This is a genomic window from Pseudomonadales bacterium (assembly GCA_024234165.1).
In the GTDB taxonomy this organism is placed as follows: Bacteria; Pseudomonadota; Gammaproteobacteria; order Pseudomonadales; family UBA5518; genus UBA5518.
The window spans coordinates 537,180-562,651 of record JACKOP010000001.1; the positions used below are offsets into that span (position 1 = coordinate 537,180).

Consider the following 25,472-nt stretch of genomic DNA (forward strand, 5'->3'; position numbering starts at 1 on the left):
GATATAAACGCATCCCACGGCTGGCACATGCCGAGACAGCGGACACTCATCGGGCGGGCTTCTCGTGAAGGCGGTTTGAAAAACGGGAGAAACGAACGCAAAAAACCCGATATCCCGAGGCCGAAATCGGCCTCTCGAATCGCGCTGGATGACGACTCAACCACCGATAGCGAGGGTGAGTTGTTCAAAAATATCCTCCGCCGAAGAATTGTGGGTAGGTAACACGGATTCAGGCGACCCAGCGCCATATCATTGTCTTGTCTTCCAGTTCCACTGGACCCGCTTGACCCGGTTTTGTGAGAGATCAAACCGGGCCGTGTCGGTCATGTCCGGCGGCATAGTCGCCATCTCGCATTGATGCCGAACCCATGGCGATACTCCTCCAACACCACTTCGTTGAAGCAGAGCATCGCGACGGTTCAGACGGGATAACAGAACGGTGTGGTTTGGACGGTTACAGGAGTTAGCCATGAACCTGATCGCTCGGAAACAATGGGGTTGAGGGATCACTTACAAATCTGATGCTTGCCCGCAGGCATTTTGCAGGATCGTCTACTTACCGTCCACCGCGAACACCAGCAATGCGTTGCCCGGCTTGCCCCAGAACGGTGCGTAGCCGGAATTGACGAACAGTCTGCCGTCGGCAAGCACCACGCCGCCCTGCGCCAGCGAACCGCCGCGCGCAATGGTACCGTTGACGGCCGGGTAGTTGCCGTACGTGTCCACATCCCAGAGGATGCGGCCACTGGTAGTATCCCACGCACGCAGGTGCGCATCCAGCGATCCTGCGAACACCACCCCCGGGATCACAGTGACCGCCTGCATGAAGCCTCCGGCGCACTTGTCCTCACCCCAACTGCACGCGGCCGAACCGGGTTGTACGGTATTCCACACAATTTCGCCGCTCGCAATGTCGATGGCTGCGATGCCATTCGGCCCAGCATCGGGCGTAGGCACGAGATCGCCAGTGTAGGCGGCGTACACACGTGATGTGTCGGCCGCAGAACCCCACACCAGACCACCGATCGGAGAGGACTGACCCAGTTTGTGGCTCCACAGCACCGCGCCCGCGCGGTCCGCATCGAGCGCCCACAGCACGCCGGACTTCTGCGGTGCAAGCAACACACGGCGGCCGTTGGGCAGCACGCGCAAGATCGGCGGTGCTCCGAAATCCCAATCCCCGCCGAGCGGATCTGGGCAGTTGTGGCCGTCACCTCCGTGGGTGCCCACACCGCAGCCGCCGATGAAGTTGTCCTTCGACGTGAGTTGTCGGATCCACTTGCGCGCGCCGCTGGAGAGATCGAAGGCGACCACCGCATCGGTACCTTCGGCGTCGGCATTCGTGTAAGAATTGCCGGTGGCAACGAACACCTCACCGTGTGCGGCATCGATGGTTGGTGGCGACCAGATCGCGCCGCCGGCGGGTCCAAACCGCGCCTTGCCGGGTTGCGGATTGGGGAACGGCCGCGGCTCGTCAACGACGTAACTCTTCCAGAGCAGTCGACCTGTGCGGGCATCGAGGGCGCTGAGGCTGCCGCGGAAGGTGCAGCAGGGATAATCTTCCTGCATCGCCAGCCCTTCCTCGCTCGAAGATGCCGTCACATACAGCCGTCCGTCATGAAACACTGGACTGCCGGTCAGTCGAGTAGCGACGTGGGCATCGATCTTGAACTCCCACCGGTGCTCGCCAGTGCGTGCATCGAGCGCGTGCATTATGCCAGCGTCGTCACCGATGAAAGCGGTGAACTCTCCGGGGGTCGTCTCGGCGACGACCACGCCGGCGCGGGCCGAACGGCCGAGATCCCGATGCCAGTACATGCACCCGGTGGCTGCATCAAGCGCCAACACCATACCCGTGTGCGTAGACACGAACACCCTGCCCGCCGCAATTGCTGGTTGCCCATAGACCGTATCGCCGGGATAGGCGAAGGCCCACACGAGCGCGAGCCGTGGCACCTCGGTAGCCTTCAGGCCGGATGTCGGATGGTAGCGCCCGTTGTCAGGGCGGTAGCCCCAGTTGCGCCAGTCGTCTGGCTGCAGCACGAAGGGCGGGTTTCTCGCGGCGCAGAGGTTTACCACCGGGTCCGCCGCTGGCGCCGATTCGATCTTGCCGGTCAGGAACAGCGCCAGCGACTGGCGGTCCGTCAGCGATAGCCCCTGACCCTGCTGCATCATCACGCCGCCGTCCAGCGCGTTGATCACGGTCTCGGGTGAGCGTCCCGCGAGTTGCAGACGCGTGGGGACGCGCTCTGCGGGTTTATCGTGACACTGTGCACAGCGTGCAGCATAAAGTGCGCCGCCGTGCTCCGTATCAGGCGTAGGATTCAGCGCGTGCACTGATGCGGCAAACAACCCGAACAGGAGTGCAGCGACTGCGCAGCTTTGAAGCCGTGATCGGCGATCACGCAGGCGGTGCCGTGCGAAAGAGCTCATGCTAGGCCTTCCTCGCGCAGCGCCTGCTGTACCGCAGGCCGTGCGCCGATGCTTGTCTGGTACGTTTGTAGCGTTGGCCAGCAACCGAGATCCAATCCGCCGTAATCGCACCAGCCGAGCATCGTGAACAAGTAGCAATCGGCCAGCGTGAAGGTGTTGCCGCTCAGGAAAGGAGACTGTTCGAGCGCTGCAGTGATGTGCGCGAAGTGCTTGCCGATCTGGGCGCGAACCGTGTCCTTGAACGCATCTGGTGCCGCCGGATTCATCAGTACGCTGAAGGACTTGTGCACGTCGGATGCGAGGTAGTTCAACCACTCAAGGACGCGGTAGTGCGCCAGCGTGTGCCCGACGGGAAGCAGCGGTGATGCGGGAGAGCGATCCACGATGTACTGCATGATCACTGCAGCCTCGGTGATCACAGAGCCGTCGTCAAGTTGCAGCGCCGGTAGCGCACCCTTCGGGTTGAGCGCCAGATAGTCCTCGCCGTATTCGGTCTTCTTGGTGAACAAGTCGGTGCGCACCAGTTCGCAGGTCATTCCAGTCTCGCATACCGCGATGTGGGGGGCGAGCGAACACGAGCCGGGGTACCAGTAGAGTTTCATGGAACGACTTTCCTCAAAGGTAAAAAAGATAAGTAGTTGGCCCTGCAAAATTCCTCACACGTCCGTTGTCCGTTTTTCAGCCCAACGCGGATAGCGTAGCAAGGGTGTTGATCCGCACGTTGTCTGCAAGATCAGCATCCTAAACATGCCCATCAGGCTGTTTACCACCCGAAGCGCCGCCAACCACCAGACGTAAAAAAGCCGTTTGATGAGCTCGCCCCACTGGTACAAATCTTGTGGCTTCTTCGGGTTCGGCACGTCACATCGTACTTCGCTTTGAGCGATCGCTCGAAAGCGCAGTGTCCGGCCGGGATCTGCATCAGCAGATCCTCAGGCAAGTGCTGTTCGAGCACCGCAGCGGGTAGCATCAGATCGATCTCGAAGGCCTAGCCGCCGATGTATTGGCGCAACCAGCGGATGTCGGCCGCGATCTGCTCGGGCGTGTGCATCGCCACGCCGAGCACTGCGAAGCCACCCGCGTTGATGTCCGCTGCAGCCAGTCCTTGCAATGCATAACGCCACCACCGGGTATTCGATTCCGAGTCGCTCCCACAGTACCGTGTGCAATGGGGACTGCTTCATGGTCGCGATCTCTAGGGAGAAACAGATTTATTCGACACTCGAGCAGCACGCGCGAGCGTTGGATCATCGATAATACGCACATCACGCAGCAGCACGGTGTTCTCCCTCATGAAGCAGATCAGTTTCTCGGATGCAGAGTTCGCGGCGAAGAAAAAAGTCACGCGCCGTGAACGCTTTCTGACGGAGCTTGATCGCCTGGTGCCGTGGCGTGTGCTGGTTGCACTCATCGAGCCGTACTACCCGAAGAGCGGAGAGCGTGGACGCCCTCCGATCGGACTCGAGCGCATGCTGCGCATGTATGTGGCTCAGAACGCCCTGGGGCTGTCCGACGAAGGTATCGAGGACGCCATGTACGACAGTGGTTCGGTACGACACTTCGTGGGCGTGGACCTCGCGATCGAGTCGGCTCCCGATGCCACGACGCTGCTCAAGTTCCGCCGCCTGCTCGAAGCGCATGGGCTGACCCGCAAACTCTTTGGCGCGATCAACGCTCAACTCGAGTCTGTCGGATTGCTGCTGCGTCAGGGCTCCATCGTCGATGCCACGCTGATCGCGGCTGCCCCTTCGACGAAGAACCGCTCCAGATCGCGTGACCCCGAGATGCATCAATCGAAGAAAGGAAACCCGTGGCATTTCGGCATGAAAGCCCCTGTGAGCGTCGATGCGGACTCTGGCCTGGTGCACACGGTGGTGGGCACGGCAGGAAACGTGTCCGATGTCACCGTGACCGAGCAGTTGCTGCATGGCGAGGAAGAAGTCGTGTTCGCCGATGCGGGCTACACCGGTGCGCCCAAGCGTGACGGGTTGACCAACAAGGAAGTCGAATGGCAGATCGCCGCCAAGCGTGGTTCGATCAAGAAGCTGCCCGAAGGAAGCCCCTATCGCATGGCCCTCGAGGCATTGGAGAAGGCCAAGGCCAGCATGCGTGCGAAGGTGGAGCATCCGTTCTGCATGGTGAAGAACCTGTTCCGTCACCGCAAGGTGCGTTACAAGGGATTGGCGAAGAACGAAGCGCAGCTCTTCACGCTGTTCGGGTTGGCGAATCTGATGCTGGCTCGCAGGCATTTTGCGGGCGTATACGGGAGAGGTACGTCTTGAAAACGGGAAATCGGGAGAAAACCTCCCGATTTGAGGTGAAAATGGGCTGATTTCGTCAGTTTCAGGTGAAGAAACGGCAGCCAGCGCAAAAATTCGCGTTGATGGCAATAGTTTTCGCTTTGAGTCGACGGATTTCATGGATAGATCAGCGTTTCCCTAACGCTGCGACATCAGCCGTTGAAACGCGGCGGGCGTTTCTCGATGAACGCGCGCGTGGCCTCGGCGAAATCGGGGCCTTTCATCAGCCGCTCCTCAACCTCGGTCTCGCGCCATAATACCTTGTGGCCGTCGGCCTCGCACATGTTGTCCCACACCAGTTGTTTTGTCGCGATCAGCGACGACACCGGATGTGCTGCGATTTCGGTGGCAAGCGCCACCGCCGCATCCAACAGCTCTTCGTGCGGCACCACGTCGGTGACCAGGCCGATACGTTCGGCTTCGCGCGCATCAATGCGCCGCGCTGTGAGCTGCAGCCGCAACGCGTGCGCCAACCCCACCATCTGCACCAGCAGCCGACTGCTGCCCATGTCTGGCATCAACCCCATGCGCACGTGACGCTCCTCGAACTGCGCCCGATCAGAGGCGATGCGCACGTCGCACGACAGGATCAGCGTGATGCCGCCGCCAACCGCCAACCCATTCACCGCCACCACCACCGGCTTCGATTCGCGCATCATCTCCAGCCAGCGCAGTTGTGAGCGATAATTCATCGGCTCGCCGTTCGGCGGTGGTTCGGGATCCTCCCAGTCCTGCACGTCAAGTCCGGCGCAGAACGCGCGTCCCTGTCCGGTCAACACAATCACGCCGACGCTGCTGTCGCGATTGTAGCGCTCAAACACGTCGTAGAGCTCGTGCACCAGCTGCATGCTCAAGGCATTCAGCCGCTCGGGGCGGTTCAGCGTCACGATAGCTACGCGCCCACGTTGTTCAGTCAATATAGTTTGGTATGTCATCGTCCGCCCTCCCGTCGATTCCTTATTCAGGCCGCGCCGAAACGCTCGCCCACCATCGCTTCCGAAGCCGTCCACAACCCGAGCGCCATCGCGCCATCGAGTGCGTAGGATTTCACGCCCTCGGCCGAACCTCTTGCGTCGTTGATCGCCGCGACATGGCAATCCTCGAGATAACAGCCACCACGCCCCGCCAGCTCCGGCGCCGTTGCCGCATACACTGTCGTAGCCGCTCCCTCGGCCACGGTCTTGCGCTGTAGCTTGCCACCCGGGCTGTGAGCATCAACTGCCGCGAGCTCGGCAGCGTCCAGATGGCGATTGAGCTCGGTCGGGATCGCGCCCGGATGAACCGCGTAGGCATGCACGCCATCAGGGCCGAAGCGACGGTCAAACTCCACCGCGAACAGCACATTCGCCGTCTTCGACTGCCCGTAGGCGATCCACGCGTTGTACGCTCGACGCTCGAAGTTGAGGTCGTCAAGCTGCACACCGCAGACGCGGTGCCCGATCGAGCTGAGCGCCACTACCCTGCTCGGTGCCGCCCGCAGCAGCGACGGCAGCAGCAGCCCGGCCAGCAGGAAATGCCCCAGATGATTGCTCGCAAGCTGCATCTCAAAACCCTCGACCGTGCGCTCTAGCGGGCACGCCATGATGCCTGCATTGTTGATCAGCAAATGGATCGCCAGATGCCTCCGCAGCAGTCGCGCAGCGCAGGCGCGAACGCTCGCCAGCGATGCCAGGTCGAGTCGTTCGAACTCAAGCGCCTCGCTCCCAGTGGCTACGCGAATCCGCTCCAGTGCCACACTCGCCTTCTGCTCGTTGCGCGCAGCTACCACCACGTGCGCCCCAGCAGCCGCCAGCGCGCGCGCGGTTTCCTCACCGAGCCCACCGGAGGCGCCAGTGACCACTGCCACCCGCCCCCTCAGATTGATACCCTGCAACACCTCATCGGTGGTCGATCTAGCACCGAAACACCTGTTCCCGCTCATAAGTGCCTCCACCTGTCTCCATCAAACCTTGGGCGCACGCTTCTTCGGAATCCGCGAGTTGTCCCAGCTGAAACCGCGTTCGGGTGTGAATACGATCCAACGCCAGTTCTTTCCCATAGCGGTGCTTTCGTTGCGCGTGCTGCCACCGCTGCCAAAACCGTCGTTCGCATACTTGGCGCCCATCGCATCGCGCACCAGCACATCAAGGTGCGCATCGGCGGCCTCCGCAGCAGCGTCCTCCAACACCCGTGCCGTTCCTTCGAGCATCACCCCCTGCAAATCGGGATAGCGCTCATTGCGGTCGAGCGTCATCGTGCAGCGCGGGTTGCGCCGCAGGTTCTCCACCTTCTGCCCGCGCGTGTACACATAGATCTTACCCTCGGCCCAGCAATACCACAGCGGCGCTAGGTTGATGCGCTCGTCCGGTCCATGCGTCGCTAGTCGGATGATCTTCGCTTCGCGCAGAAAGCCTTCGATTTCGATGTCGCTCATTGCGAAATTGCCGTTGATTTTCATGTACGAACCTCTATGGAGAAACAGATTTATTCGACACTCGAGCAGCACGCGCGAGCGTTGGATCATCGATAATACGCACATCACGCAGCAGCACGGTGTTCTCCCTCATGAAGCAGATCAGTTTCTCGGATGCAGAGTTCGCGGCGAAGAAAAAAGTCACGCGCCGTGAACGCTTTCTGACGGAGCTTGATCGCCTGGTGCCGTGGCGTGTGCTGGTTGCACTCATCGAGCCGTACTACCCGAAGAGCGGAGAGCGTGGACGCCTCCGATCGGACTCGAGCGCATGCTGCGCATGTATGTGGCTCAGAACGCCACGGGGCTGTCCGACGAAGGTATCGAGGACGCCATGTACGACAGTGGTTCGGTACGACACTTCGTGGGCGTGGACCTCGCGATCGAGTCGGCTCCCGATGCCACGACGCTGCTCAAGTTCCGCCGCCTGCTCGAAGCGCATGGGCTGACCCGCAAACTCTTTGGCGCGATCAACGCTCAACTCGAGTCTGTCGGATTGCTGCTGCGTCAGGGCTCCATCGTCGATGCCACGCTGATCGCGGCTGCCCTTCGACGAAGAACCGCTCCAGATCGCGTGACCCCGAGATGCATCAATCGAAGAAAGGAAACCCGTGGCATTTCGGCATGAAAGCCCCTGTGAGCGTCGATGCGGACTCTGGCCCGGTGCACACGGTGGTGGGCACGGCAGGAAACGTGTCCGATGTCACCGTGACCGAGCAGTTGCTGCATGGCGAGGAAGAAGTCGTGTTCGCCGATGCGGGCTACACCGGTGCGCCCAAGCGTGACGGGTTGACCAACAAGGAAGTCGAATGGCAGATCGCCGCCAAGCGTGGTTCGATCAAGAAGCTGCCCGAAGGAAGCCCCTATCGCATGGCCCTCGAGGCATTGGAGAAGGCCAAGGCCAGCATGCGTGCGAAGGTGGAGCATCCGTTCTGCATGGTGAAGAACCTGTTCCGTCACCGCAAGGTGCGTTACAAGGGATTGGCGAAGAACGAAGCGCAGCTCTTCACGCTGTTCGGGTTGGCGAATCTGATGCTGGCTCGCAGGCATTTTGCGGGCGTATACGGGAGAGGTACGTCTTGAAAACGGGAAATCGGGAGAAAACCTCCCGATTTGAGGTGAAAATGGGCTGATTTCGTCAGTTTCAGGTGAAGAAACGGCAGCCAGCGCAAAAATTCGCGTTGATGGCAATAGTTTTCGCTTTGAGTCGACGGATTTCATGGATAGATCAGCGCTTCCGTAACGAGGCTCAAATTCCCATGTTCACATGGGCATCTTGCAAATAGAAAAGTTCTATAACAACACCCATATGGGTGAAGCTTCTTGCAAAACTCTTTGCGCTTTTCAGTGCCAATCGCCTGATGTGGCCCGTCCTCCAAGTTTCGCACTTCGTCTCTGATTCGTAACCGTCCAAACCACGCCGTTCTGTTATCCCGTCTGAACCTTCGCGATGCTCTGTTTCAACGAAGTGGTGTTGGAGGAGTATCGCCATGGGTTCGGCATCGACGGGTTCAGGTTCTGTGCGCAAGTATGCACGCCACAGCGCGGCACAGTGGCGCGCGCTGATAAGCGAGTTCGAGGCGAGCGGTGTTTCGCAGCAGGCGTTCTGCACCCGCCACGGCACGGCGAAGAGCACCTTCGAGCTGTGGCGGCGCAAGCTGCGCGGAGCCCGGAACACCGATGTGGCGGGCGTTCGGCCCGAGGCGCTGTTTGTCGAGCTGACCGCGCCAGTGGTCGACAAGACCGAGGTGCTACCGACCACACCTGCATGGGAGGTAGAGCTCGACCGGGTGCGGGTGTGGTGCTGCGGCTGCGCCGGGGCGCCCCATGCTGAGCATCAGCAGTGCATCGCGCATCTGGCTGTGCCTGGAGCCCACCGATATGCGCTGCTCGTTCGATGGGCTGTCGGCACGGGTGAGGCAACACCTGGGCGAAGACCCGCTGGGCAGCAGCAGCCAATGGTTTGCGTTTATCAACCGCCGCGCCACGCAGATCAAGGTGCTCGGCTTCGAGACGGGCGGTTACTGGATCTGGTCGAAGCGACTCGAGCGCGGACACTTTGCCCGCCTGATGACACGCGATGGACGCGTGAAACGCGCACTGTGCGCCACCGAGTTTCTGGCGCTGCTCGAAGGCGTCGACGTCGAGATAAAAAGGCAGCGAAAACGCTACCGAACAACGGCATGAGCAGGGGCATTCCGGTACAATAACAGCACGGTTTTCCTGCAGTATCTTCCGCCCTTGAACGCCGCTTCGCGCATCGTCGAACTCGAACAAACTAATGCGCAACTCACGGTGCAGATGGCCGCGATGACGCAGCAGTTTGGCGCCGAGATCGCCGCGCTGAAGCAGCAGCTCGACTGGTTCAAGCGCCAGCTCTTCGGGCAGAAGAGCGAGAAGCAGCTGAGCATCGATCCTGCCGTGCAGGGCAACCTGCTCGATGCACTCGGTGTGCTTGAACCGCCGCAGAAGTCCCCACCGCCTCCCGAGCAGTCGATCACCTACACGCGCCGGGGCAAGGTGCGCGATGCGGCGGTGAACGACTCAGGATTGCGCTTTGGCCCCGATGTCACCCGCGACGTGATCACCATCGTCGATCCGGCGATTGCCGCCGTACCCGAGGAGCGACGCAAGCTGGTCTCTGAGCGCGTCAGCTACCGCCTGGCGCAGCGCCCGGGCAGCTACGGGATCATCGAGTACCACTACCAGACCTGGAAGCTGGTCGACGAGCAGCGCATCGTCAGCACCCCGGCACCGGCCAGCGTACTCGAGCGCTGTGTGGCCGATGTGAGCCTGCTGGCCGGAATGCTCGTCGACAAGTTCTGCTACCACCTGCCGCTGTATCGCCAGCACCAGCGGATCGCCCAGTGTGGCATCCAGCTGAGCCGCACCAGCCTCGGCAACTGGAGCGGACGGGCCATCGATCTGCTGCGTCCCATCGCAGCCGCCCAGCACGCCCACATCCTCAGCGGATCGGTGGTAGCGATAGACGAGACCCCGATCAAGGCGGGACGCGAGAAGCAGGGCAAGATGCGCCAGGCCTACCTCTGGCCGATCTACGGCGAGGACGACGAGATCGTCTTCCACTACGCGCCGACCCGGGCGCACCACCATGTCGAGAAGATCCTGGGGCCGGACTTCCGGGGAACGCTGCTCTCGGACGGCTACGCCGCCTACAGCGCCTATGCGGCACGCAAGGGTGGTATCACCCACGCGGGTTGTTGGGCGCATTATCCCGAGTCTGCAGTTATCCGGAGTAGATGCATCAAGCAGCGGCTTCGTGTCACAAAGTAAGCGTTTTTTGTCCGGATAATGCGGCGGCGTCATCCGCATCGACCAGCCAGCGTTGTATTGACTGACGACCACGCGTTTCGTGGAGTGCGGGAGATGCCCGATGCGGCGACCCGTCGGTGTTCCGTATCGATTGACCGATGTCAAACACGTTTGGCGTCGTAATCACGGGCTGGGACGTCAGTCGCTCGCCGTCTACGAGTATTGGCTGTATCGCTTTGCTCGCTACTGCGAGCGGTACTCACTGGATCAGCGCACCGAGCTGACACAGTGCGGTGCCGAGCGCTTCGCGCGCTGGTGGCAATTGCACGGCAGTTGTCGTCACGGCCGGATCGAGGTTGCGACCGCCGCATCACACGGACCGTTGCGCGCATGGGCGTTTGCCCTCTCGATGTTAGGCGAGCCAATGCCGCCGTGGAGCCCCCCCACAGGCTGCGCCACCTGTCTTGCCTCCCAGTTCCACTGGACCCGCTTGACCCGGTTTTGTGAGAGACCGAACCGGGGCGTGTCGGCCATGCCCGTCGGCATAGTCGCCATCTCGCATTCTCTCTGCAAGGCAGGCGCAAAGCACCTCGTTGTGCCTGTGTACCCTGTGGGCGCGAGGGGTAAGAGTCGTGGGCACGCGGTGGGCAACAGGGATGTTGTCCACGGCGTGTCCACACGGCCCGCAGGGCTTGCCCCGCTCCGCAGGACGCGTCCACAAGTGCACAGGCCTGTGCATCTCAGGCCACCCGCCTGCGCTCGGCATCCTGCGCCAGCGCTTCGTCGAGCTTCCTGCGCGCTGCCTTTGCCCAACCCTGCCAGCGTGGCAAGGTGATGGCTACTCCGTCGACATACACGTCCCGCGGCGTAACCACATCACCGCCGTCAGCCGGCCCGAGCGCCCAGTGCGGGCGGATCGTGTTGTAGCGTTCGCGAAACGCGGCCAACTTCTCGCGTGCATCGGCCGGCGAGTCGTAGAGCTGCCAGTACACCTCTTCGCGTTTGAGTGTCTGGTGAAAACGCTCCAGCAGACCCAACTGCTGTGGCGTGCGGTAGCGCGTACGCACGTGACGAAACGTCTCCCCGACATGCGCCCGAAAACGTTTGGCCAGGAAGCTCGAGCCGTTGTCTGTCACCAAAAACGGCTGTGTCCCGATCTCTCCGTGCAGACGCTCAGCCTCGGCTCGCGCCTGATCGATCGCCACGTTGATCTCGGGCGCCGCATAGCTTGGCGTCAAATGCAGCGCCAGCAGGTAACGGCTGTAGTAATCGATCACCGTGACCGCATACCACCACCCGTGGCCAGGAATGTGGACATAGGTCACGTCCGCCTGCCACAGCGCATTGACCCGCGTCGGCAGCAGCTCGAAGAGCTTCGCACTCTGGTGCAACTCGGCCGCTGTGGCGCGGCGCTTCTGGAACAGTTTCTCGGCCTTGAACACCGCGTGCACGAACTTGCGGCTCATCGCATGACCATCGCGCCGGAGCACGATGGTCGGACGCTTGTAGCCCCACCACGGGTAGCGTCGCGCGTACGCTACGACCGTGGCCTTCTGCCCTTCGTCAAGCACCTGAGGCTTGGGACCCGGGCGAGCCCGTTGTCCCGTAACCGCGCGCCGGTAGTAGGTTGATGCGGCCACGCCTAGCGCACGCAGCACCGCCTTCATGCGTACCCTGGGATTCGCGCGAACCTGCGCCACAATCAGGACCCGTACTTCTGCGCTCAAAGTGATGGGCCCGAGAGCTTCCTAAGAAACACCCTCGAGAGCCTCCAACCGAAAACCGAACTCGGCCGCACGTCGATGTAATTGCTTGACGACACGTTCACGGTATCTGTGCTCGTAGTGATCGCTGCCTGGATCTCGGTAGTCCGTGCCAAATCGCATCGCGTTGTAGAACAAAACGGCAATCTTGCGCGCCGTCGCAGTCACTGCCTTGGCCTTACCGATTCGTGCCCCTAAACGTCGATAGAATGCGCCAAGTGCCGTGTTCGTTCGTCCCACTGTCACCGCAGCCAACCGCAGGTGTGCCGCAACCCGGTTGCTGGTCTTTCGCGTATGCGCCGATAACACTTTGCCGCCGCTGATCTTGCAGCCTGGCGACAAGGTCAACCAGGAGGTGAAGTGCTTCGCTGTTGGCCAACGGCTCAGGTCGGTGCCGCACTCTGCAATCAGACGCAACGCGAGGAAGGGCCCGATGCCGTGGATCTGCGTCAAGTCGGTCCCCGCAAGCTGATATAACGCGGGCCGCGTATCAAAGCGCAACGCATTCTTGTGTCGCGTCTTGTGTCGCGCCTTGGGCAACGGTGACGCGGGACACGCCTTGTCGGCACTCAGATCAAGCAGAGTTTCTTGCAAAACTCTTTGCGTTTTTCATTGCGCAACCGCCTGATGTGTCCCACCACATGCGTAGCAGCATTTTGTCGGGATTTTCGAACCCATGAATGTGATCGCAGCGATCGATTTCGACGCATTCGAGCCGTTTTGTCGGGCGCAGTCGATAGCTGCCCGTTCCCGCGTGGGTGGGGAGGAGGACTTTGATGGGATCGGGTGAAGCGTACCTACAAGAGCAGCCGCATCAACTGATCGGCACTGAGCACCAGCACACCGAACATCAAATGGCTCATCACCTTGGCGGCGCCCTGCACGCGCACCTGATTGCCGCCGAACTCGTCCTTGAGCCGCGCGTTGCTGCGCTCGGCGACGACGGTGCGCTCGTTGTAGCGCACGGCGTCCGCCGGATCGAACGACTCGCCTTGAGTCCGCCACGTGGATTGTGATCGATCAGCGGTACGTGGTTCAGGCTACGACAGTGCTCGTGCAGATCGAGGCTGCAGTAGGCGGCGTCCATCACATCGTAGAGATTGGTCACGCGCTCGGCGCTGATCAGCGACAACGGGATCGCGGCGCGGCTGTCGTGCATCGAGGCCGCGGACAGCAGCGCCGATATCGGCACCCCACAGTCGGCGGTGTCGAGATGCAGCTTGTAGCCGTTCCAGCTGACCTTGTAGCCCTGCGCATTGGACTTCGTGCCGCGATCACAGGCGGTCGGAATCTCCGCCAGCATCTCAGCCGGGCACTGTCCGCGTTGGCGCTCGATCGGCGAGCGCGTGACCACCGTGCACTTTTCATCACGCCGTGGCCCACCCGTTTCGTGCACGGTGTATGCCCCGACATCGAATTGGTCGCCGTTGCCGTCGTACCGCGCACCGGTCGCTCGCGCGCCTTGATCGCCGTGCCGTCGCGGCTGATGTGACCGATCAGCTGATCACCGAGATGCGTCTTGATCAACGTCTCATGCATGCACGCTCGGCCAACTTCGTGGTCGCAAACTCCTCGAAGGCCCGCGAAAACGTGGCTTCCGATGGCAACTTGCGGTACAGCGGGAATCCGCAAATCCGCCGCAGAGCCCGATCGATCATCAATCGCTCGATCAGCGCCGCAGTCGTGGTCAACCCCAGCGCCGCCTTGGCCACGAAGGCATTCGCGAGCCACGCCCGATCGTGTGGACGGCGTCCGACGCCGCACCTTACCCGGGACGAGGCAACGAATTCCTCGATCCGCACCCACTCCAGCAGGTGGATCAATCGCTCGAGCTTCGGCGTCGTCTGGCCGAGGTCTTGCTTCAATTCGGGAAGCACCTCGTGCTGGATGACATGCCAGCGTTGCAGGATCAGGTCTCGACGGGTAGCATTCATGGCGTGGGCGATATGGTGTTGGATTTGACAACTGCATCATGCCAGAAATGGCCGCCCACTCTCCCTTCCTTTCCGCGCACCATCGCAAAAAATCCACGCTACCTCATGCGTTTTGCAAGAGGCTCAGCAGTATCCGTTCGATCGCTTTATCACATTCATCAATACATGCCTGGTAACTGTCATACAGTGCAAGCGCTTGTTGCAGCGCAAAGACATGTTCAGCCTGGTAGTTGCCCACGAGGGCGGCACATACCGTCTCCTGAGATGCCTTGCAATTGACATCGCGCATGGCGGCCAACACCTGTGGGTCACGCTCGCCGCTGACGATGGCACGGACGATCCGCATACCCGTCACGCCGGTGATATCGCTGACCACATGGTGCAACTGCAGGTTCATGAAGGTCAGCGCTTTCTGCATATGCTGAATGTGTGCAGCCGCATAGTCGAGAAGTCGTTCACGCTGGCGCAGATACGAGCGCAGGGCGGCGATGCCGCCCGTCGGCCGAAAGCTTGCTCGCAACAACCCACAGGCATGCAGCCGTTGCAACCACTGCGCATCGTTGACATCGCTCTTGCGACCCGGCACGGCGCGAGCCTCTCGCGCATTGGCCACGATGGCATCGATGCCATGTCGGACCAGCACCTCGTACACCGGCACCCAGTACACGCCGGTGGACTCCATCGCCACCGTTTTCACACCAACGGATACCAACCAGTCGGCCATGCGTTCGATATCGGCGGTGAAGGCTTGAAACGTCTGTACTGGTTCGTCACTAAGTTCCGCTGCAACGGCAACAACATGGAAGCGCGAACCAATATCGATGCCGGCAGCTCGTTCGTGGATGACAGGCAATCCACGTGGTTTTGTCGTAGATTTGGACATGATCATCTCCTGTTGGCTGAGTACGCCGGACGGGGACTCGGATCAGATCATCTTCCTAAACGGGGTCACACGAAGTGCCGCCACAGTTGGGTCCGCAGCTTCCCCTGGGCCAGGTTTTTTGACGGGGTCACAACCTCCAAAAGGCTTACGGCCTCAGTCCAGGCGTCGGCGCAGTGTAGCCGGGCGTGTGTTTCTAGTCACAAGGGACGCGGCAGGCCGCGAGAGAGGTTTTTTAACACGCGGTTCGCCACCGTAAGCTCCCCGATCACCTGCTCGCGCGATTCGATTTCGCGCTGCAGTCGTGACACTTCCTTCGTCAGTGCCGCATTCGCGGTCTTGCCGCTCAACCCTTGCTTACCGGCTTGTAGAAAATCATCACGCCAGCGGTACAACGACTGCTCACTCACCCCATAACGGCGCGCTACCTGCGCCGCTGGCTCCTCCTTGCGCAGCATCGACAACACCGCCTCGATGCGCTTCTCTACCGATAGTTCACTCCGCTTTCCCATGGCTTGTTCCTCAGCGTAGAAATCACATTACACTGGGTCCAAGAATCTCGGGGCAAGACACCACCAGTGGATCCTCGCTTCCAGACCTTCGCCGCTTTTTTGCACGATGTGCGTGGCAACTCCCCGCGAACCATTCACAAGAAGCTCGTGCATCTGTCGGAGTTCTTCCATTACCGGGGCAATCGGGGCGTCGCGGGGCTGCCTATCGGCCTGCCGGAGATCGACGCGTATATCGTTACGTGTCGTCAACGCTTCGCGCGCAGAACGGTCGCGGGCATCTGTTCGACGATCCGCAGTTATCTACAATTCTTGCACGTCACTGGTGTGATCGATGTCGATCTCGCCACTTCGGTGCCGGCTCCGATCATCCGCACCGACGAGCAACCACACCGCGCATTGCCATGGACAGATGTACAACGGATTCTGCATGCGGTCGACCGTGCCTGCCCGAAGGGGCGTCGCGATTACGCGCTGTTGCTGATGATGAGCGTCTACGGGCTCGGAGCCGGAGAGGTCATCCGCATCTCGCTCGATGACATCGACTGGCAAGCAGCAAAGTTCCGGATCAAGCGTCCGAAGACCGACGTGGAGTTTCAACTACCGTTGCTGCCACCAGTCGCTCGCGCGCTCCTCGACTATTTGAAGCGTGGACGCCCGGCGTACACGCCGTCACGCCACTTATTCGTCACAATGCGCACGCCATTCAAGTCCCTGGCCTGTTCAACCACGGTGTGGTGGATTTTGCATTCGACAGCGCAGCGAGCCGATGTCACAGCGCCGTTTCTCGGCACGCATGCACTGCGTCACACGCAGGCCTGTCGGCAGCTCGAGCTCGGTGTTGCGCCCAAGATCATCGGAGACATTCTCGGCCACCGTGACCCGAAGTCCACGTCCGCCTACCTGCGCGTCACCAGCGATCGCCTTCGGGACTTGTCGCTGCCGGTTCCGGTATGAACGCTCTGGCAGCGGCGCACCTTGGGCAGGAAGTCACCGCCTTCCTGAAGTACAAACGCGCGCTCGGGCATTCGTACCGACGCGGCGAGGCGACGCTGCGCAGCTTCGAGCACTTTGCCCGCCACGGTAGAGGACCGCGGTCTCGGATCGACTTGGAGGCTACGATCCGGACGTGGCTGTTACGCCGCCCCGGACGCAAGCCGGTCACCCTTGCGAACGACCTCGGCGCGGTGCGGCAGTTCTGCTTGTACCTGCGCCGTAGTGACCCCGCGGCGTTTGTGCCGCCGGTCAGTTTGGCGCCGCAGACTGAATCGCTCTACGTCCCGTATATTTTCTCGCTGGAGGAGATCCGTCGGCTGATCCATGCGACACAGCACTATCACGGACACAATTTCTGGCCCGAAATGTTCCGGATGTTGCTGATTGCGACCTATTGCACGGGTTTGCGCTTGGGCGAGACAGTCCGGCTCCTGCGGTCCGATCTCGACAATGCGCGCTGGGTGCTACATATCCGTGAGAGCAAGGGGCGAAGCCGTGATGTGCCGTTCCAGGCCGACTTGGCACAGGTGTTCGCGCGCTATCTTCGCCAACGCGACGAACTGCTGCATGCCCTTGGCCGAGCGAACGAACCGGCACTGTTTGTCGGACTGAACGGGGACGGCGTCACGGTGCGTGCGACATCGGATGCGATCCGCCGCCTTTTGCGCCGGCTGGGCATGAAGAGCCCGATGGGCCGCTGCGGACCCCGCCCGTACGACCTGCGTCACGCATTTGCCGTCCACCGACTCACGGCCTGGTACCACGACGGTGTCGACTTGCACGCCAGCCTGCCATGGCTCTCGGCCTACATGGGGCACGTCAACGTACTCGGTACCGAAGTCTATCTTCACGCTACGGCGGAGCTGCTCGAAATTGCCGCTGATCGTTTTGCCGCGCGGTTCGCGCAGCCGGGAGGGTGGTCATGAGCAGAGTTTGCGATGCCACTCTTCTGTCGTCGGTCGAAGCATACTTTCGCGGCTACCTGATCCAGACCCGAGGCACCAGTGCTCACACGATCCGTGCCTATCGCGACACGTTGCGACTGCTGTTCAGGTTCCTCGCCGACCGGCGCAACTGTCCGGTCGCAGAACTTACCCTCGATGACCTTCACGTCGATGCCATCCTTGCATTCTTGGCACATCTCGAGACGGTGCGGGCCAATAGTGTCGCGAGCCGTAATGCCCGCTTGGCGGCCATCCGTAGCTTCTTCCGCCACCTTGTCGAACACGACCTGCCACGCGCCGGACAATATCAACGCGTGCTGTCGATACCGAATAAGCGAGCACATCTCGGCGCAGCGCAGTACCTCGAGCCGCCGGATGTTAAATCACTCCTCACCCAGCCCGACCGCACCACTACGGCTGGACGCCGCGACTACGCGCTGATGCTCTTCTTGTACAACACCGGCGCTCGTATCAGCGAGGCGCTCGGCGTACGCGCCGAACACCTGTCCTTGATCCTGCCGCGACGCGTGCGGCTGTTCGGCAAGGGAGGCAAGGAGCGACTGTGCCCTCTGTGGCATGAGACGACAGAGGCGCTGGCGCAACTGCTGGCAGTTGGCTCAGACTCACCCGAAGGTTACGTGTTCTGTAACCGAAACGGCCAGCAGTTGACCCGAGATGGAGCTGCATACCTGTTACGTAAATATGCGGGTATGGCAGTTCGTACCTGCCCACAGCTACGCCGCCGACGCATCACACCTCACGTTCTGCGCCACAGCTGCGCAGTGGCACTGCTGCAGGCCGGTGTCGATATCACGGTAATACGCGACTATCTCGGACACGCCAGCATTACCACCACCAGTCGCTACGTCGCGACGAATTTGCAGATGAAACGCGACGCACTGGAGTTATTCTGGAGCCGATCGGGACTTCTCCCGACTCGTCCGCGGCCGTGGAAGCCGAAGCCCGATGTGCTCACCTATCTCGCGTCGGTCGGATCGACGCCCCATTATTATCCGGAGCAATCAGATTGTGAAACTCGAAAATGAGCCGAGCGTGACGCGCGCTCTGCAGCGTAACTACGGATAACTGCAGACTCGGGATAATGCGCCTTATCCAGAGATCTGGATAAGGCGCATTGCCGCCGAGGCTTCGAGCAGGCCCGAGATGCCGAACCGCAGGCGGCGGCCGAGGCGCTGGCGATGATTGCCGCGCTGTACCGGCACGAGCAGATCATCCGGGAACAGAACCTGGACCGGGAACACAAGCTCGCTTACCGAACACAGCACAGCGAGCCGATCGTCAACCGCTTCTGGCACTGGTGTGACGACCAGTGCCACCGCATGGATCTGTTGCCGAGTAACCCGCTTGCCAAGGCGATCCAGTACGCGAAGGCACGGGTGGCGAGTCTGCGGGTGTTCTTGTCGGATCCGGATGTGCCGATCGACACCAACCACCTGGAGCGCAGCCTGCGGGCGGTTCCAATGGGACGGCGTTATGCACGGTTCACTGTTATGGAAGGTTGCGACGGCTGACGTCGGCAAAGGTGCACGACTGCGGACGGTAATAGCCAGTGCCGGAGCCGCTTCAGCCTCGTCACCTGCCATAGGTCATTCAATCGAACCTTACATAACTACAAGGCCTGCAGAGCCGCAGGATGTGATCTGTCGGCCGGTAACCGATCGACCCGGTGCCGGGTGGACTCAATGCCATCAATGCGCTCTCCTTCATCGCGAGGTCTGCCCCCGAGATAGTGAGGCGCGGTTGTCGTGCCCGAACCGGAGCGCAACGACGGTGATGTTGACGCCGGCCTGGAGCATATGCATGGCAGTCGAGTGCCGGTTGATGTGCGGAGAAACGTGCTGGGTCGCCAACTCGGAATGCTTGCGAGCAACACTTCGAATTGCTTACGGGGCGGCATGAGTACTCTCCCGTGACGATCGTGAGATCGCCACGAAAGCAGTCCGGATTATGAAAGGTAACTCAACATAGACGGCGTGCTGCGAGTCGCGAAATACCAAGCGAAATCAAGCAGCGTCCCGGAAACCTTCCATAACAGTGAACCGTGCATAATTTCTGTTATGGAAAGCTTTCCATAACAGAAAAAACTGGCTCTTCTGTTGGACCGAGGTCGGTGCCGAGCGGGTGGCGGTTATCCAGAGCCTGCTGGTGAGCTGCCGCCTACAGAGCGTGGACCCATACACCTATCTGGTCGATGTGCTACAGCGCTTCAGCGTGCATCCGGCGAGTCGGGCAGTCGAGCTCACGCCGCGCGAGTGGAAGGCACGCTTCGCTCACGATCCCATGAAATCCATACCCCCCAAGTTCCGCAGCTAGAGACGCAAGTGATTGATTTATTTGATTCCAACATGGCGTTTGTGGCACAACGCTAGTGGTTTGGCGGCGTCCTGGTGCCGAGTGCGCTGAAGAGTTCTTGCTGGATGGGGTCAGGCGCGTTGATGCCGCGCAGGGTGTCTTTGCCCACCTTGACCCGATGACGCTGGATGGTCTGCAGGATCTTGAGGGCTGCAGTCGGTGAATGTCCGTTGCCCGCCGCCTTGAGCTTTTGCCGCATGATCCGATGGAGCACCAGGGCCAGGAAGCAGATCAGCGCATGGGTGCGGATACGCTCGGGCAGGCGGTGATGCACGGGAGCGATTTCGATATCGCTCTTGAGCACCCGAAAGCCACGCTTGATGTCGGCCAGTGCCTTGTAGCGGGCAATGACCTCATCGGCAGCGAGTGCGGTGTTGGTGACCAGCAGCAGCTTGCCATCGAGGCGCTCGGCGTTGGCCATCGCGGCCTCGTCGCGGTGAAAACTGAAGCGCTCCGCCGCCAGGTCTGCCTTGAGGATACGGCTGAGCCCTGCTTCGCTGACCGCCTCGCAGAAACGCAGATACGCCCTCCGGTCGGTGGACTTGCGCCCGCGCAGCGGCTGGCCTGCGTCCGCCTCGTCGAGGCGCCTCGCCATGCGCTCGCCTTCGGCCTCGATGGACGCGATCAGGGCGCGGCGCCGGGCGCTTTGCTCTGCCGCGCGCCCGGAGTCGTGCGCGACGACCAGGCGCCGCCCCTGCCACTTGGACTCGCCGACACCCGCATCGAGTGGCATGTTGGCCACCAGCTCGCCAAAGTCCGCGTAACGCCGTGCCGGCACGGCGAGAATGTACTCCACCGCCTGGCCAGTCGCGGTGCGTAGTGCCTCTACCGCGTCCAGGTTGTCGAGACTCAGCAAGCCACGATCCGCCACCAGTACCACCCGCTCGATCCGATAGCGCGCAATGGCCTTCTCGATGGCGGGCAGCAACGTGGACACTTCGCCGACATTGCCCGCATGGACTTCATGGGCGATCGGCAGCCCCTCGGCGGTCTGGATCACACCGAGCACGAACTGGCGAGCAATGCCTCCGGTGTCCTTGTTGAGCCCGAAGGCACGCACATCGTCCACCACCGTGCCGTCCCCCTGGATACGCACCGTGGTGAGGTCGTAGAACACCACCGACAGCGATCGATCGAGCAGCGGGCGCAGTTGCTCCGCAATGACGGCCTCGACCGCATCGATATGCTCCATCAACGCATCCATCGTTCGCAGCAGCTGGTCGTGCGTGACCGTCTCCGGCGCATCGGGCAGGCTGACCGTCTCCAGCCAGCGCAGGACGCCGAGCTTCGAGGTAGGCTCGCACAGGCGGTTGAAGACCATCGCGCGCACCAGCGCCGCCGCGTCGAACCGGCGGCGCGTGGAACGTAGCGCACGGGACAGCGCAGACTCCAGGCCCAGTGACTGCCAGAGCTCATGGAGCAGATACACGTGCCCGAACGCCTGGGCAGCGAGGAACTGGGGTTGTCCAGGCGACACCGTCTTGTGGCCTGCAACGCGTTGCAGGCCGGCAATCAGGGCATCGAGTGCACCGTCCTGAAGTTGATCGATCCGCCCCAGGGTGGCAATGACGCGCTGGCGCACCTTGTCGCCTTCACGGCGACCTTCGACCAGCTGCAGATACTGGCGTGGACCGCTTTGTTTGATGCGTGCATACATGGCACGACATTATAAGCGTCATTAAAGGATAAACAAGCATTAAATATAAAATACGTGGCACAACATTACTTTTCTGGAAACAGGCCGAAAAAGCCTGAAATCCCGTACGCCACAGGGCTTTCAGAGGACTGAATCAGAGACGAAGTGCGGAACTTGGGGCACCCAGGTCGAGCTCTACCTCCCACACAGGTGTGGCCGGCAGTACCTCGGTCTTGTCGACCACCGGTGCGGTCAGCTCGACAAACAGCGCCTCGGGCCGAGCGCCCGCCACATCGGTGTTCCGGGCCTCGCGTAGTTTGCGCCGCCACAGCTCGAAGGTGCTCTTCGCCAGGCCGTGACGGGTGCAGAACGTCTGCTGCGAAACGCCGCTCGCCTCGAACTCGCTGATCAGCGCGCGCCACTGTGCCGCGCTGTGACGCGCATACTTGCGCACAGAACCTGAACCCGTCGATGCCGAACCCATGGCGATACTCCTCCAACATCACTGCGTTGAAACAGAGCATCGCGAAGGTTCAGACGGGATAACAGAACGGCGTGGTTTGGACGGTTACTTTGGTTTCGTCACGCCGACGCAACGCCATGCAGGCGAAGACACGGCCACCTTGGCCCATCGAGCGTGGGTGTACGAGCGTGCCAAGGCAACCCATCCGTTACGCTGGAAAACCCGTCCGGTGCGTAACTGGGAGCCCGTCCGTGTTGTTTACCTCAACCCGGACAAAACCGACGTGCTGTCATCCAAATCAATAGGCATGGCAGCATGAGAAAGCGGACATCTTTGTTGACAAACACCGGGTGACCCGGGACGGTATGCGGCGGCGGACGATTCGTGCTGCACGTGCAAACTGTGTGTGCTGCAAACCAAGCTGACGCAGTGCTTCCTTGATGCGGTTTTTCATCTCACAACACGCGCTGTAGGATGTCTTCGTACAGCGCCCGAACGTCCCAGTCGTGCGCATCGAGCGAAGTGACCACGAACCGTGGATTCGATCCCAATAGCGTCACTTCGGCCTTGCCAATATCGTAACTTGTGTAACCCACCCTCCCGGCCTGTTTTGTTACCCATCATGCCGGTTTGGACACCGTAAACGCCAGCCCTCTGGGTGCCATGAGTTCGACCAACTGTGCGAGGCGTTGGGAATCGAACATCGGTTGACGCCTCCGCGACGACCTCAAACCAATGGCATGGTGGAGCGTTTCAACGGCCGTATTGCCGACGTACTGGCGACGCATCGCTTTCGTGATGCCGAAGATCTGACCAGTACACTGTTGCGTTACGTCAACGCTCTACAACCATCGGTTTCCTCAATCAGCTCTGGGCGGCAAGACACCCGTACAAGCCATGAAACAGTGGCATGCTGACAGGCCGGACCTCTTTCATCGTAGACCTTATGATCACCTGGGATTTGACAGTTATAAAAATTTTGCAGGGATTCTTTAATTTATACAATATGCATGCCTCCATCTACATGTAATACTTGGCCGGTAATCCAACGGCCGTCCTCAGAAACAAGCATACTTATCGCATCCGCTATATCCTCCGGTAGCCCTAAACGCCCCATAGCAGCTGCCTTTTCACCATATTTACGCAAAGCTTCCGCATTTCCACCTAACAGCATAGGTGTGTCAGTCATTCCAGGAGAAACGGCATTAACAGTAACTCCCCGCGGAGCCAATTCACGCGCTAAAACTTTGGTAAAACCTTCGATAGATCCTGATTCCGTGTTCCATTGATTGGATTTAGTATCTAACATATTGATTTAATGAGACAATACTGCTTTTATAGCCTTCACCCAAGCTCATGCCGAAATTCCAAGTCCGCCAGAGCCGTAACCTCGACCTGACCTCCCACGCCGGCTTGGCCCTGATCGGGCAATGCTGCGAGGCAGCGCAAGTGGATCTGGTGCTCGATTCGCGGCTGCCCGTCTCGCAAGGCATGCGCACCTCGGATCTGGCCAAGTCGATTGTGGGCCTTTTGGCCCTGGGCAAGAGCGACTTCGAAGCCATCGAGGCGTTTCGGAACAACCGCTTTTTCAAGCAGGCCCTGGGGTTGGCCAAGGTGCCCGGCAGCGTCTGGATGCGCCAGCGACTCGATACCAAGGCGGTACAGCTGCGGGAACTGACCGATGAGTTGAGTCTGCGTCTTTTGGAGCGGACCCAGGCGCCCATCACACCCCACAAGGGCTATGTCTGTGCCGACATGGACACCTTCGTGATGGACAACTCTGACAGCAAGAAGGAACACGTCAGCCGCACCTATCAGGGCGTGGATGGCTACACCCCGATCGCCCTGTATCTGGGCAACGAGGGCTGGAACATCGGTCTGGAGCTGCGTGCCGGCTCCCACCATTCGGCGCTGGAGACCGAGTATTTCCTGGAGCGTGCGTTTCCGCGTCTGGAGCGACTTTGTCCGACGGACGCCAAGGTGCTGTGGCGTGACGACAGCGGCTTCGACAGCGTACGTCTGCTGTTTGCCAAGGCGGCTGAGCGTGAGCGTTGGGCCGCACTGGGGCGCTCGTTCGATTACCTCACCAAGTGGAACCCGCGCAAACAGGACAAGGCCTCCTGGGTCGAGCAGGCCGAAGCGCTCGATGCCTTGGTCGAAAGCCGCCCGGGCAAACGTAGCGGCTTGCTGGATCTGCAAATCGAACGTGCCTGGGGCAAGACCCGACGCACGCTGCGACTGGTGGTGCGAGTGACCGAGCGCACGATCGACAAGAGAGGGCAACACCTGCTGGTGCCATTGGTCGAACTGGAAGGTTGGTGGACCAGCCTGACGGTGTCGCCACAAGAGGTGATCGAGCTGTACAAGCACCACGGCACCCATGAGCAGTTCCATTCCGAGCTCAAGAGCGATCTGGACCTGGAACGTTTGCCCTCGGGCAAGTTCGACACCAACGATGCGATCCTGCACCTGGCGGGCTTTGCCTACAACTGCCTGCGCCTGGTGGGGCAATTGGGGCTGACCGGCACGCTCTCGCCGGTACGCCATCCAGCCAAACGTCGCCGCCTCAAGACTGTGCTGCAAGAGGTGATGTACCGCGCAGCCCAGTTCATCACGCATGCTCGACGTGTGCTGCTCGACTTTGGTCGTGGCGTGGAGGCGCATGTGCGGGTGTTCGATGCGGTGCAGGCGCATTTGTGCAAGCTGGTGCCGATATGAACGCATCCTGCGGCTGGCACATGTCGAGACAGCGGACACCCATCTGGGCGGGCTTCTCGTGGACGCAGTTTGAAAAACGGGAGAAACGGATGCAAAAAACCCGATATCTCGAGGCCGAAATCGGTCTCTCGAATCGCGAATCGCGCTGGATGACGACTCAACCACCGATAGCGAGGGTGAGTTGTTCAAAAATATCCTCCGCCGAAGAATTGTGGGTGGGTAACACGCATTCAGGTAGATAATTTACTTCCAATATAAAGAGACATACCGGATGAATTAGAGAGAGTTGCACCGCTAGAAATATTTAGTATTCTGCCAAAATCCTTTATTTTACGTGCAGCCTCACGACACATCACAAATGTTCCCCAAGAATTCACATCAAAAATCATTTTATATTCATCAAACGTAATTTCAGAAAAAGGCTTCATATGACCTATGCCGGCATTATTTATCACCACATCTACACGTCCATATTTTTTTATTGCATAATCAAAAAAATTTATTACTTCTTCTTCGTGCGTAATATCAATACGAAATGCAAATGCTTCACCACCAGATTCTTTTATTGTAAAAACCGCAGCCTCTGCTCCCGCAGATGATTGAGAATATCCAACACCAACAATAAAGCCATCACGCGACAACCTTCGTGCTACTGCACCGCCAATGCCTGTTCCGGCACCGGTTATTAAAGCAACTCGTCCTGCATTGTTTTTATACGAAAAGTTATTCATCTTACTCACCTCTCACGGAAATATACATTAAAAACCTCTACACAACATCCGATGGTAATCCCCCCGGAAT

General features: G+C 60.3%; 23 protein-coding genes and 6 pseudogenes. 12 read left to right on the plus strand and 17 right to left on the minus strand.

The window, feature by feature from the left end; all coding sequences use genetic code 11:
• Positions 1 to 552 precede the first annotated feature (552 nt).
• Together H7A12_02250 and gstA are read right to left on the minus strand one after the other, a co-directional pair.
• Positions 553 to 2,433, minus strand: coding sequence for a PQQ-binding-like beta-propeller repeat protein (locus H7A12_02250; protein ID MCP5319650.1), 1,881 nt, complete (start codon positions 2,431 to 2,433; stop codon positions 553 to 555).
• A complete protein-coding gene (gstA, locus tag H7A12_02255; protein ID MCP5319651.1) occupies positions 2,430 to 3,035 on the minus strand; it encodes a glutathione transferase GstA in 606 nt (201 codons plus the stop codon). The genes H7A12_02250 and gstA overlap by 4 nt, the downstream gene beginning before the upstream one ends.
• A gap of 690 nt (positions 3,036 to 3,725) precedes the next feature.
• Between gstA and H7A12_02260 the strand changes: the two genes are divergently transcribed.
• Positions 3,726 to 4,715 carry an IS5 family transposase gene (locus tag H7A12_02260; protein MCP5319652.1) on the plus strand — a complete coding sequence of 330 codons (990 nt, stop codon included), beginning with the start codon at positions 3,726 to 3,728 and terminating at the stop codon, positions 4,713 to 4,715.
• 170 nt (positions 4,716 to 4,885) lie between these two features.
• Here H7A12_02260 and H7A12_02265 read toward each other — a convergent pair whose 3' ends face one another.
• The 3 genes from H7A12_02265 to H7A12_02275 are packed head-to-tail and all read right to left on the minus strand — an operon-like array spanning position 4,886 to position 7,170.
• On the minus strand, positions 4,886 to 5,743 hold the full coding sequence (locus H7A12_02265; protein ID MCP5319653.1) for an enoyl-CoA hydratase/isomerase family protein: 858 nt from the start codon (positions 5,741 to 5,743) through the stop codon (positions 4,886 to 4,888).
• Positions 5,695 to 6,654, minus strand: coding sequence for an SDR family NAD(P)-dependent oxidoreductase (locus tag H7A12_02270; GenBank protein MCP5319654.1), 960 nt, complete (start codon positions 6,652 to 6,654; stop codon positions 5,695 to 5,697). The genes H7A12_02265 and H7A12_02270 overlap by 49 nt, the downstream gene beginning before the upstream one ends.
• Before the next feature lie 21 nt (positions 6,655 to 6,675).
• The gene (locus H7A12_02275; GenBank protein ID MCP5319655.1) at positions 6,676 to 7,170 is read right to left on the minus strand and encodes a pyridoxamine 5'-phosphate oxidase family protein; all 495 of its coding nucleotides are present in this window, start codon (positions 7,168 to 7,170) and stop codon (positions 6,676 to 6,678) included.
• A 107-nt stretch (positions 7,171 to 7,277) separates the two neighbouring features.
• On the opposite strand from H7A12_02275, the pseudogene H7A12_02280 reads away from it, so the two are divergent.
• Positions 7,278 to 8,265, plus strand: a pseudogene (locus tag H7A12_02280) (IS5 family transposase).
• Between the two features lie 166 nt (positions 8,266 to 8,431).
• Here the strand turns inward: H7A12_02280 and H7A12_02285 are convergent.
• Complete coding sequence (locus tag H7A12_02285; protein MCP5319656.1) at positions 8,432 to 8,818, minus strand: hypothetical protein; 387 nt, start codon at positions 8,816 to 8,818, stop codon at positions 8,432 to 8,434.
• Positions 8,819 to 9,009: 191 nt separating this feature from the next.
• Here H7A12_02285 and tnpB point away from each other — a divergent pair, with 191 nt between their 5' ends.
• Both tnpB and H7A12_02295 read left to right on the plus strand, forming a co-directional pair.
• Positions 9,010 to 9,369 carry an IS66 family insertion sequence element accessory protein TnpB gene (gene tnpB, locus H7A12_02290; GenBank protein MCP5319657.1) on the plus strand — a complete coding sequence of 120 codons (360 nt, stop codon included), beginning with the start codon at positions 9,010 to 9,012 and terminating at the stop codon, positions 9,367 to 9,369.
• Between the two features lie 54 nt (positions 9,370 to 9,423).
• The gene (locus H7A12_02295) at positions 9,424 to 10,476 is read left to right on the plus strand and encodes an IS66 family transposase (protein ID MCP5319658.1); all 1,053 of its coding nucleotides are present in this window, start codon (positions 9,424 to 9,426) and stop codon (positions 10,474 to 10,476) included.
• 719 nt (positions 10,477 to 11,195) lie between these two features.
• Here H7A12_02295 and H7A12_02300 read toward each other — a convergent pair.
• The 5 genes and pseudogenes from H7A12_02300 to H7A12_02320 form a co-directional block, all read right to left on the minus strand.
• Entirely contained in the window at positions 11,196 to 12,122 is a 927-nt protein-coding gene (locus tag H7A12_02300) for a transposase family protein (protein MCP5319659.1), read from the minus strand.
• 81 nt (positions 12,123 to 12,203) lie between these two features.
• Positions 12,204 to 12,821 (minus strand): annotated as a pseudogene (locus tag H7A12_02305) (IS110 family transposase).
• Positions 12,822 to 13,015: 194 nt separating this feature from the next.
• Positions 13,016 to 14,152, minus strand: a pseudogene (locus H7A12_02310) (transposase).
• 112 nt (positions 14,153 to 14,264) lie between these two features.
• Positions 14,265 to 15,035, minus strand: a pseudogene (locus H7A12_02315) (IS110 family transposase).
• A 197-nt stretch (positions 15,036 to 15,232) separates the two neighbouring features.
• A complete protein-coding gene (locus tag H7A12_02320) occupies positions 15,233 to 15,544 on the minus strand; it encodes a transposase (GenBank protein ID MCP5319660.1) in 312 nt (103 codons plus the stop codon).
• 66 nt (positions 15,545 to 15,610) lie between these two features.
• On the opposite strand from H7A12_02320, the gene H7A12_02325 reads away from it, so the two are divergent.
• The 4 genes from H7A12_02325 (at position 15,611) to H7A12_02340 (ending at position 19,013) form a co-directional block, all read left to right on the plus strand.
• Positions 15,611 to 16,498: a tyrosine-type recombinase/integrase gene (locus H7A12_02325; protein MCP5319661.1), complete on the plus strand. Its 888-nt coding sequence runs from the start codon at positions 15,611 to 15,613 to the stop codon at positions 16,496 to 16,498.
• On the plus strand, positions 16,495 to 17,463 hold the full coding sequence (locus tag H7A12_02330) for a tyrosine-type recombinase/integrase (GenBank protein ID MCP5319662.1): 969 nt from the start codon (positions 16,495 to 16,497) through the stop codon (positions 17,461 to 17,463). Before H7A12_02325 ends, H7A12_02330 begins: the two co-directional genes overlap by 4 nt.
• Positions 17,460 to 18,527, plus strand: coding sequence for a site-specific integrase (locus tag H7A12_02335; protein ID MCP5319663.1), 1,068 nt, complete (start codon positions 17,460 to 17,462; stop codon positions 18,525 to 18,527). Before H7A12_02330 ends, H7A12_02335 begins: the two co-directional genes overlap by 4 nt.
• Before the next feature lie 75 nt (positions 18,528 to 18,602).
• Entirely contained in the window at positions 18,603 to 19,013 is a 411-nt protein-coding gene (locus H7A12_02340) for a transposase (protein ID MCP5319664.1), read from the plus strand.
• 192 nt (positions 19,014 to 19,205) lie between these two features.
• Here H7A12_02340 and H7A12_02345 read toward each other — a convergent pair whose 3' ends face one another.
• Positions 19,206 to 19,352, minus strand: a complete 147-nt coding sequence (locus H7A12_02345) for a tyrosine-type recombinase/integrase (GenBank protein ID MCP5319665.1) — start codon at positions 19,350 to 19,352, stop codon at positions 19,206 to 19,208.
• Positions 19,353 to 19,578: 226 nt separating this feature from the next.
• Between H7A12_02345 and H7A12_02350 the strand changes: the two are divergent.
• Positions 19,579 to 19,815, plus strand: a pseudogene (locus H7A12_02350) (transposase domain-containing protein).
• Between the two features lie 52 nt (positions 19,816 to 19,867).
• Here H7A12_02350 and H7A12_02355 read toward each other — a convergent pair.
• Both H7A12_02355 and H7A12_02360 read right to left on the minus strand, forming a co-directional pair.
• Complete coding sequence (locus H7A12_02355) at positions 19,868 to 21,511, minus strand: IS1634 family transposase (protein ID MCP5319666.1); 1,644 nt, start codon at positions 21,509 to 21,511, stop codon at positions 19,868 to 19,870.
• Positions 21,512 to 21,644: 133 nt separating this feature from the next.
• Entirely contained in the window at positions 21,645 to 21,974 is a 330-nt protein-coding gene (locus tag H7A12_02360) for an IS66 family insertion sequence element accessory protein TnpB (protein ID MCP5319667.1), read from the minus strand.
• Here H7A12_02360 and H7A12_02365 point away from each other — a divergent pair.
• Positions 21,973 to 22,272 carry a hypothetical protein gene (locus H7A12_02365; GenBank protein MCP5319668.1) on the plus strand — a complete coding sequence of 100 codons (300 nt, stop codon included), beginning with the start codon at positions 21,973 to 21,975 and terminating at the stop codon, positions 22,270 to 22,272. The genes H7A12_02360 and H7A12_02365 overlap by 2 nt on opposite strands.
• A 136-nt stretch (positions 22,273 to 22,408) precedes the next feature.
• Here H7A12_02365 and H7A12_02370 read toward each other — a convergent pair whose 3' ends face one another.
• Positions 22,409 to 22,549, minus strand: coding sequence for a hypothetical protein (locus H7A12_02370; GenBank protein ID MCP5319669.1), 141 nt, complete (start codon positions 22,547 to 22,549; stop codon positions 22,409 to 22,411).
• A 45-nt stretch (positions 22,550 to 22,594) separates the two neighbouring features.
• On the opposite strand from H7A12_02370, the pseudogene H7A12_02375 reads away from it, so the two are divergent.
• Positions 22,595 to 22,949 (plus strand): annotated as a pseudogene (locus tag H7A12_02375) (transposase).
• Between the two features lies 1 nt (position 22,950).
• Here the strand turns inward: H7A12_02375 and H7A12_02380 are convergent.
• Complete coding sequence (locus tag H7A12_02380) at positions 22,951 to 23,262, minus strand: SDR family oxidoreductase (protein ID MCP5319670.1); 312 nt, start codon at positions 23,260 to 23,262, stop codon at positions 22,951 to 22,953.
• Positions 23,263 to 23,309: 47 nt separating this feature from the next.
• On the opposite strand from H7A12_02380, the gene H7A12_02385 reads away from it, so the two are divergent.
• Complete coding sequence (locus H7A12_02385; GenBank protein MCP5319671.1) at positions 23,310 to 24,671, plus strand: IS1380 family transposase; 1,362 nt, start codon at positions 23,310 to 23,312, stop codon at positions 24,669 to 24,671.
• A 230-nt stretch (positions 24,672 to 24,901) separates the two neighbouring features.
• Here the strand turns inward: H7A12_02385 and H7A12_02390 are convergent, their stop codons facing one another.
• Positions 24,902 to 25,402, minus strand: a complete 501-nt coding sequence (locus H7A12_02390; protein ID MCP5319672.1) for an SDR family NAD(P)-dependent oxidoreductase — start codon at positions 25,400 to 25,402, stop codon at positions 24,902 to 24,904.
• Between the last annotated feature and the right edge of the window lie 70 nt (positions 25,403 to 25,472).

Coding starts and splice junctions, on each gene's coding strand:
- H7A12_02250 (MCP5319650.1), bottom strand. CDS start 2,433: ATGAGCTCTTTCGCACGGCACCGCCTGCGTGATCGCCGATCACGGCTT.
- gstA (MCP5319651.1), bottom strand. CDS start 3,035: ATGAAACTCTACTGGTACCCCGGCTCGTGTTCGCTCGCCCCCCACATC.
- H7A12_02260 (MCP5319652.1), top strand. CDS start 3,726: ATGAAGCAGATCAGTTTCTCGGATGCAGAGTTCGCGGCGAAGAAAAAA.
- H7A12_02270 (MCP5319654.1), bottom strand. CDS start 6,654: ATGAGCGGGAACAGGTGTTTCGGTGCTAGATCGACCACCGATGAGGTG.
- H7A12_02275 (MCP5319655.1), bottom strand. CDS start 7,170: ATGAAAATCAACGGCAATTTCGCAATGAGCGACATCGAAATCGAAGGC.
- tnpB (MCP5319657.1), top strand. CDS start 9,010: ATGCTGAGCATCAGCAGTGCATCGCGCATCTGGCTGTGCCTGGAGCCC.
- H7A12_02300 (MCP5319659.1), bottom strand. CDS start 12,122: ATGAAGGCGGTGCTGCGTGCGCTAGGCGTGGCCGCATCAACCTACTAC.
- H7A12_02320 (MCP5319660.1), bottom strand. CDS start 15,544: ATGGGAAAGCGGAGTGAACTATCGGTAGAGAAGCGCATCGAGGCGGTG.
- H7A12_02330 (MCP5319662.1), top strand. CDS start 16,495: ATGAACGCTCTGGCAGCGGCGCACCTTGGGCAGGAAGTCACCGCCTTC.
- H7A12_02335 (MCP5319663.1), top strand. CDS start 17,460: ATGAGCAGAGTTTGCGATGCCACTCTTCTGTCGTCGGTCGAAGCATAC.
- H7A12_02355 (MCP5319666.1), bottom strand. CDS start 21,511: ATGTATGCACGCATCAAACAAAGCGGTCCACGCCAGTATCTGCAGCTG.
- H7A12_02365 (MCP5319668.1), top strand. CDS start 21,973: ATGGCGATACTCCTCCAACATCACTGCGTTGAAACAGAGCATCGCGAA.
- H7A12_02360 (MCP5319667.1), bottom strand. CDS start 21,974: ATGGGTTCGGCATCGACGGGTTCAGGTTCTGTGCGCAAGTATGCGCGT.
- H7A12_02380 (MCP5319670.1), bottom strand. CDS start 23,262: ATGTTAGATACTAAATCCAATCAATGGAACACGGAATCAGGATCTATC.
- H7A12_02385 (MCP5319671.1), top strand. CDS start 23,310: ATGCCGAAATTCCAAGTCCGCCAGAGCCGTAACCTCGACCTGACCTCC.
- H7A12_02390 (MCP5319672.1), bottom strand. CDS start 25,402: ATGAATAACTTTTCGTATAAAAACAATGCAGGACGAGTTGCTTTAATA.